The sequence below is a fragment of the Synechococcus sp. R5-13 genome (assembly GCF_047462015.1).
Classification (GTDB): Bacteria; Cyanobacteriota; Cyanobacteriia; order Thermostichales; family Thermostichaceae; genus Thermostichus.
Window position 1 is genome coordinate 26514 of the sequence record NZ_JANSIL010000170.1, and the last position, 6510, is coordinate 33023.

At 58.4% G+C, this 6510-nt stretch carries 6 protein-coding genes; 4 read left to right on the top strand and 2 right to left on the bottom strand.

Going from position 1 to position 6510, the window contains the following annotated elements:
- Window positions 1-81 precede the first annotated feature (81 nt).
- From NW840_RS12650 to NW840_RS12660, 3 genes are all read left to right on the top strand, one after another.
- Window positions 82-450, top strand: a complete 369-nt coding sequence (locus NW840_RS12650; RefSeq protein WP_011432615.1) for an AbrB family transcriptional regulator — start codon at window positions 82-84, stop codon at window positions 448-450.
- Window positions 451-706: 256 nt separating this feature from the next.
- Complete coding sequence (locus NW840_RS12655; protein ID WP_414344649.1) at window positions 707-1510, top strand: Ig-like domain-containing protein; 804 nt, start codon at window positions 707-709, stop codon at window positions 1508-1510.
- Between the two features lie 31 nt (window positions 1511-1541).
- Window positions 1542-3269, top strand: a complete 1728-nt coding sequence (locus tag NW840_RS12660; RefSeq protein WP_414344651.1) for a helicase HerA domain-containing protein — start codon at window positions 1542-1544, stop codon at window positions 3267-3269.
- Here NW840_RS12660 and NW840_RS12665 read toward each other — a convergent pair.
- Entirely contained in the window at window positions 3176-4210 is a 1035-nt protein-coding gene (locus tag NW840_RS12665; RefSeq protein ID WP_414344653.1) for a methyltransferase domain-containing protein, read from the bottom strand. The two genes, NW840_RS12660 and NW840_RS12665, sit on opposite strands and share 94 nt — an antisense overlap.
- 271 nt (window positions 4211-4481) lie before the next feature.
- Window positions 4482-5525, bottom strand: a complete 1044-nt coding sequence (locus tag NW840_RS12670) for a glucokinase (RefSeq protein WP_414344654.1) — start codon at window positions 5523-5525, stop codon at window positions 4482-4484.
- Window positions 5526-5677: 152 nt separating this feature from the next.
- Between NW840_RS12670 and NW840_RS12675 the strand changes: the two genes are divergently transcribed.
- Window positions 5678-6424 (top strand): DUF3120 domain-containing protein, encoded by a 747-nt coding sequence (locus NW840_RS12675; protein ID WP_414329009.1) that lies wholly within the window; start codon window positions 5678-5680, stop codon window positions 6422-6424.
- The last annotated feature ends 86 nt before the right edge of the window (window positions 6425-6510 follow it).

Here is a 6510-nt window from a genome sequence, read left to right on the forward strand (position 1 = left end):
TAAGAAGAGTTGGATCAAACTCTATTGCAATCGCTGTTTGTTTCTGGCTACACTAACAGTTGTCCCTAAAACCATCTTGATATGGCTACAACCAGTAAACCAAAACCACTCACTGGCCAAGAGCTCCTCGACAAGGTAACTTCAATGGGAAATGCGGATCGCAAGGAAAAAGCTCGCGCCTGTGGTTATGTCACCTACACCAAGAATGGTCAGGAGCGAGTGAATCTGATGCAGTTTAACAACGCCCTGTTGAAGGCCGTTGGCGTGGATCTCGGCGCTAGTGACGAAAATGGATCCCGTGGCCGCGCTCCTACCTTCCGGGTTTCGGTTCATAAGAATGGCAACCTCCTGATTGGAGCTGCCTACACCAAGAAGATGGGCCTCAAGCCCGGAGATGAGTTCGAGATCAAGCTGGGCCACCATAACATCAAGCTGGAGCGGGTCAACTGATTTGCTGTCTCCCTGGATGCTTTTCCCTGCTGGTGAGTTCATCTCAGCTTGGGTAAAGCCTTTGGTATTCCTTTCGGCCTCTAGGGGCTTGGGAGCAGCGACCTCTTCCCTTCGCTCCGGTGCTCATTGTCTTTCTACTTTTCAGAACAAGGGATCCTCATGATCCGCTGGGGATCCCTGGCAGTTTGTACCTCATCAATGGCTGAAGTGTGGGTAAGTTCGCTATTCTGACAACAGTTAAATTGGGTCTGCGGCAATGAACACTCCGACCGTACAAAATGTCTTTCGCCATTGGCGGCGGTGGCGAACTTGGGCGGGGCTGTTGTTGTTGGCAGCAGCGTTCTTTGTCATCGAGTCTCATCGGCAAGTTTGGCCTCAGTCGAATGCTTCTCAAAGTCAGGCATTTTTGGAGTGGGTGTCTTCCCAGCCTACCCCCGAACAGCAGGATGTTTTTGTGGATGGAGTCATTCGGCTGCAATTCAATCGGCCACTGGATCCCAATCTACAACGTCTGGCGGTTCAGTTGGATCCGCCGGCAGCGGTTATTTTTGATGTGCAGGGAGACGAGTTGTTGCTTAAGCCTCGGGATCCCTTGCGCTTTAGCACCCGTTACACCCTCACGCTTTCTCCCCAAGAGGGGCTGCCCCTCGAGCAGGCCATTCAGCTGAGTTTTCGCACCGAACCGCAATTTACCTACGAACGGGATGTCAAACCGCTGCTAGAAGCCAGTTGTGTGGGTTGCCATCAGCCGGCAGGACGGCAGCGCACCCAGTTGCTGGACAGTTATGAGGCCACGATGGCCTATGTCAGGCCCGGGGATCCCAATAGCGAGTTGATCAATCCCCGGTGGACGAGCCGCCACGCCTACATCCTCAACGCCATTAACCCCAACCGCCCCCAAGCTCGCGGCGGATCCCCTGAGATTGCCTACATTCAAGCCCGCGGGCTGCCCTTGTCCCGTCTAGGTTTTTGGACACCCGAGGAAGTCGAGATCGTCCGCACCTGGATTGTGCAGGATGGCGCCCCCCGCACCAGCGCCCGCTTACAGATGGGCAACTGAATAAGGCATCTGGAACCCAACCCCCACTGCCATGACCCCTCCTCAACCTTTGGCCACCGTGATTCAGGGATCCCTGAGTCGAGGGCTGGAAGCTCGCCTCAATCCCGGTGTCTCGGTAGAAGACTTGCGGGTGGGCAAATTCGTGGTGATCCAGGGGCAGCGCAACCGCTTCTTTGGCCTGCTTACTGACGTTACCCTAGAAACCAGCAACCCCCAAATTCTGGTCAATCCCCCCCGCCCGGAAGAGACCTTGCTGCAGGAGGTGCTGGCCGGTACCGGCACCTACGGCATTATTGCCCTCACCCCGATGCTGATGTTGGTGCCGCGGCAAACGGAAGGGGAAAGGCTGTATCCCCTGGTCAATCCCGAACGGCCAGAAGCGTTGGCAGCTCCCCTCGGCCAAGAACCCCCTTCCGCTGGCGCCATGGAGCTGCTGCCCGTGAAAACAGTGCCCGCCCATTTTTCGCAAGTGTATGAGGCACGGGAACTGGACTTTCGCACCGTCTTCGGCTGGGAAGACGACCCAGAGCGGCGCAACTTTGCCATCGGCCAGCCCCTCGACATGGCTGTGCCCATCTGTTTGGACTTGGATCGCTGGGTGGAGCGCAGCAACGGCATTTTCGGCAAATCGGGCACCGGCAAGTCCTTTCTAGCCCGCCTGATCCTGGCCGGCATCATCCGCAAGCGGGCAGCGGTGAACCTGATCTTTGACATGCACTCCGAGTACGGCTGGGAGGCAGCCAGCGAAGACAAGCACGCCACTACTGTGAAAGGCTTGCGGCAGCTCTTTCCCGGTCAGGTGCAAATCTACACCCTGGATCCCGATTCCACCCGGCGGCGAGGGGTGCGGGATGCGCAGGAGCTGTTTATTGCCTACAACCAGATCGAGGTGGAGGATCTGGCCCTGTTGGCAGAGGAGCTGAACCTATCGGAAGCCAGCTTGGAAAATGCCATTATCCTGCGCAACGAGTTTGGCCGCGACTGGATCAGCCGCCTCTTGAGCCTTTCCAACACCGAGATTCAAGAGTTTTGCGAACAGAAAATGGGCAACAAAGCCTCGATGATGGCCCTGCAGCGCAAGCTCACCCGCCTTGACAACCTCAAGTACATCCGCAGCACCCTGCCCCACAACTACATCGGCCAGATTTTGGATGCCCTCAGCCGCGGCATTCACGTGGTTATCGAGTTTGGATCCCAGTCCAACCTGCTCTCCTACATGTTGGCGGCCAACGTCATCACCCGCCGCATTCACCAGGCCTACGTACATCAGACGGAGCGGTACTTGCAATCCAAAAATCCCCTCGACCGGCCCCGTCAACTGTGCATCACCATCGAGGAGGCCCACCGCTTTCTAAATCCGCGGGCGGCCAAGCAGACCATCTTCGGCACCATTGCCCGCGAGATGCGCAAGTACTTTGTCACGCTGCTGGTGGTGGATCAACGCCCTTCCAGCATCGATAGCGAAGTGATGTCGCAGTTGGGCACTCGCATTACGGCACTCCTCAACGACGACCAAGATATCGAGGCGGTGTTCACAGGGGTGGCGGGCAGCCAGAACTTGAAAACGGTGCTGGCCAAGTTGGACTCCAAACAGCAAGCCCTAATTCTGGGCCATGCCGTGCCCATGCCGGTGGTGGTGCAAACCCGCCCCTACGACCAGCGGTTCTACGCCGAGATCGCCGACCCCGACTGGTCGCAGGCCGAAGATGCGGAGGTGCTCCTGGCCGCCCAACAGGCTAAGTCCGAGCTGGGGCTGTGAGCACAAGCTGCCCGCACCGCTCGGAACATGCCAAAGCGGCAGAGGCCGGTGCCGAAGGCCAGGCGCATGAGCAAGAAAGTGGGCACCTCCCGTAGCGACTTAATCAGGCCCACCAAGCCAAACTTCAGCAACCCTTCGGGACGGACAATGCCCTGCCAGATGGAATCCAGCCAAGAGGGAAGGGTCTCCTGAGTCCAGTCGGCGGTTTCTACCCGTCCCGCCACCAGGCCAGTAGCCTCCAACTGCTCGGCAAAGCCTTCGATGCTGGAGAAGGAAGGGTGTGACCATTGATCCAACAGTTGCCGCATCACCAGCCGCTCCCAAAAGTTCAGGGGCTTTTGCCGGTCGTCCCGCTGGTTCCAGTCCGCCACCACCAGGATTCCCCCTGGCTTCAACACCCGCAGCATCTCTTGGGCATAGCGGGCCTTGTCCGGCATGTGGGGCCCTGCCTCAATGGACCACACCACATCGAAGCTGGCATCGGGGAAGGGCAGATCAAGGGCGTCGGCCACCCGAAATTCAACTTTGAGATCGGGGGGGGTCAGCTCCTGTGCCCGCTTCACCTGCTGAGGACTGATGGTGATACCGGTTACAACAAAGCCGTAGTCGCGGGCCAAGATGCGGCAGCTCCCACCAATGCCGCAGCCCACATCCAACACGGTTGTCCCTGCAGGCAGTCGATCCAACCCGCCCCAGCGCACCATCTCGTGGACAAAGTCGTGCTTGGCCTGCAGAAAATTTTTTCGTTGGGGAGGAGAGCCGTAGTGGCCTAGGTGAATGTGTTCGCCCCAGTAAAACTCTAGGATCCCATCCCGAGTCCACTCGTCGTAAGACTTGGCCACAGAGGCGGGAGACTCGTATTTGCGAGCAGTCAACAGATAGGCTGCCAAGCCCACGGCCAGCAGCACAGCTATGCCCAAAGCCCAAAAGATTGGATTCATCGGATCAACCATGAAGTTTCTATGAAGTCCCTCTGCGTGGTGGCGATCATTGTCAGTTGGATGGCGGAGCCACAGGCAGAGTGCTTTCCGGTGTGGGGTCTGCCAATCCAGCCCAGCAAAGGCGCAATCCCATCTTGACCCATCTGCTGGCTCAAGGAAGAAGTCTGGGATCCCGGCAAAGGGCGGCTGGGCGAGATTTTCCAGCACCCATTGGGATTGCTGCGATCGCCTGCTGGGCCGGGGCGGCAACCTCAGTAGCAGCGGCTGCTCCCTACCAAAGGTTGGCGGCGTAGCGAGCAGCTCCCCTCAGCCCCACCTGCGCATTCACTACCACCTGCACCGACAGTTGCTCCAGAAGAGGACGCATCCGCCCCTTATCCAAAAACGAGGACAAAAACTCCCCTTGATGCAGTAGGCGCAAGAGCTTGGGCGCGATCCCCCCGGCGATGAACAGGCCCCCGCGCGGCAATAGGTGTAGGGCAAAGTTCCCGACTGCAGCCCCGTACAGGCTGATGAAAAGCCGCAGACACTCCACCGCCAGAGGATCCCGTGCTTCCATGGCAGCATTGGCAATTTGGGCTGCCGGGTCAATATGCTTAGCTCCCTTTTCCCAAGCCTCAATTTGGGCCAGCAGCTGTTCTTCTCCTGAGCCCCACTGGCTATCCCGCAAAAATTGATAAATGGCAACGATCCCCTGCCCCGAGACCACCCGCTCGGTGGAGACACGTCCGTGCCGTTTTTGCAAATACCTCAAGAGCTCCCACTCCAGAGGGGTGCGCGGGGAAAAGTCCACGTGACCGCCCTCGCTGGCATGAACTTGGTAACCCCCTTCTCCCCAGGTAAGGTAAGCCTGCCCCAAACCCGTGCCTGCTCCCATCACGCCAATCGGAGCCCGCGGTTGACGCTCACCCACTTGCAAGGTGTCCAGATCCTGGTCGCCGAGGGCAAGCACGCCATACCCCACAGCGCTGAAGTCGTTGATCAAGGCTACGCGCGGGATCCCCAGCTCTGCGGCCAATTGGCTCGACTGCAGATCCCAGGGCAAGTTGGTCACTTTGGCAGTCTGTCCCTCAGACCCTGAGCCCCTTGTTTCCATGACGGGGCCGGCCACTGCAAAACAGGCGGCAGCAGGCTGTGGATCTCGCCCCAGCTCCCGCCGAGCCTGGGCCAGAAACTCTCCCACCATTGGGGCGAGGTTGGCGTAATCTTGGCTGGCATAGCGGCAGTGGTAAAGGCTGTGCTCGGGATCCTCGGCATTGACAAGGCTGAGGCTGGTTTTGGTGCCCCCGATGTCTCCTGCCAACAACAAGTCCATACAGTTTCCTCCGGCCAGCACCTCCTTCCCACCCTGACATCTCTGGAGAGAGAATGCCAGGCCCCCAAGGCTTCCCCGCTCCTGCTGGGGAGAAGAGGGAAGGGCAAAGAAGGTGCTATGTTAACTGATGTAAAGGTTTTTAATATTGCATTTTGTCTTCTACACCTTTTTTACCCCCTCTCCAAGATGAGCCTCTGCTGTCCTCTGAGCGTTTGGCCGGGCTGGATCCCCGCCCTCTCTCGGCTCAAAGGCGTTTTCGATCCCACCATGCCATTGGGGGAGTGGCAGCTCTGCTCGTGAGTCTGCCCGTTTTTGTGCAAGCGCCCCTGGTGCGGTATGCCCCTTGGGTCAGTTTGGTGATGTCTTTGGGCTGGCTGGGCCTTAGCTTGCATCTCTACTCCCAGCCCCGTACCCGCCTGTGGGGAGATTTGCTGTACGGCTTTACCCTGACTTGGCTGGCAGGATCCCTGTATTGGGGATGGCTGCGCTTTGAGCCTCTTTGGCACATGCCCATGGAAGCCTTGGGGATCCCGATTGTCTGGTGGGGGACACGGCGACGGTTTGCCCGCATCGGTACCTGGTTTTATCTCGGCTCCCTGTGGGGTACGGCGGTTACAGATCTCTACATTCACTCGGTGGGGCTGCTGCCTGAGTGGCGGCAGGCGATGCAGTTTGACCGGTTGGAGCAGGCGGTTGTCCCTTTTAGGGCGGCCCTCGACAAAATGGCTACCCCCTGGGGCCTGGGTTGGGGCATCGGCTTGGGCCTTCTGTTGCTGGGTGTTGGATTGTGGAGAGTCCAGGGATCCCGCCGCTTGCACCATTGGGCATTTGCGGGAGCAGTGCTGAATACCCTGTTGGTGGATGGGCTATTTGGCTGGGGGGCAGCTCTGCTGCGGTGAGCTGGGACATCCCCATAACTGATACATTTACGCTGAACACTGCTGAACATCACTGTTCAACTATGCAGCGATAGCATTCTGTTTGT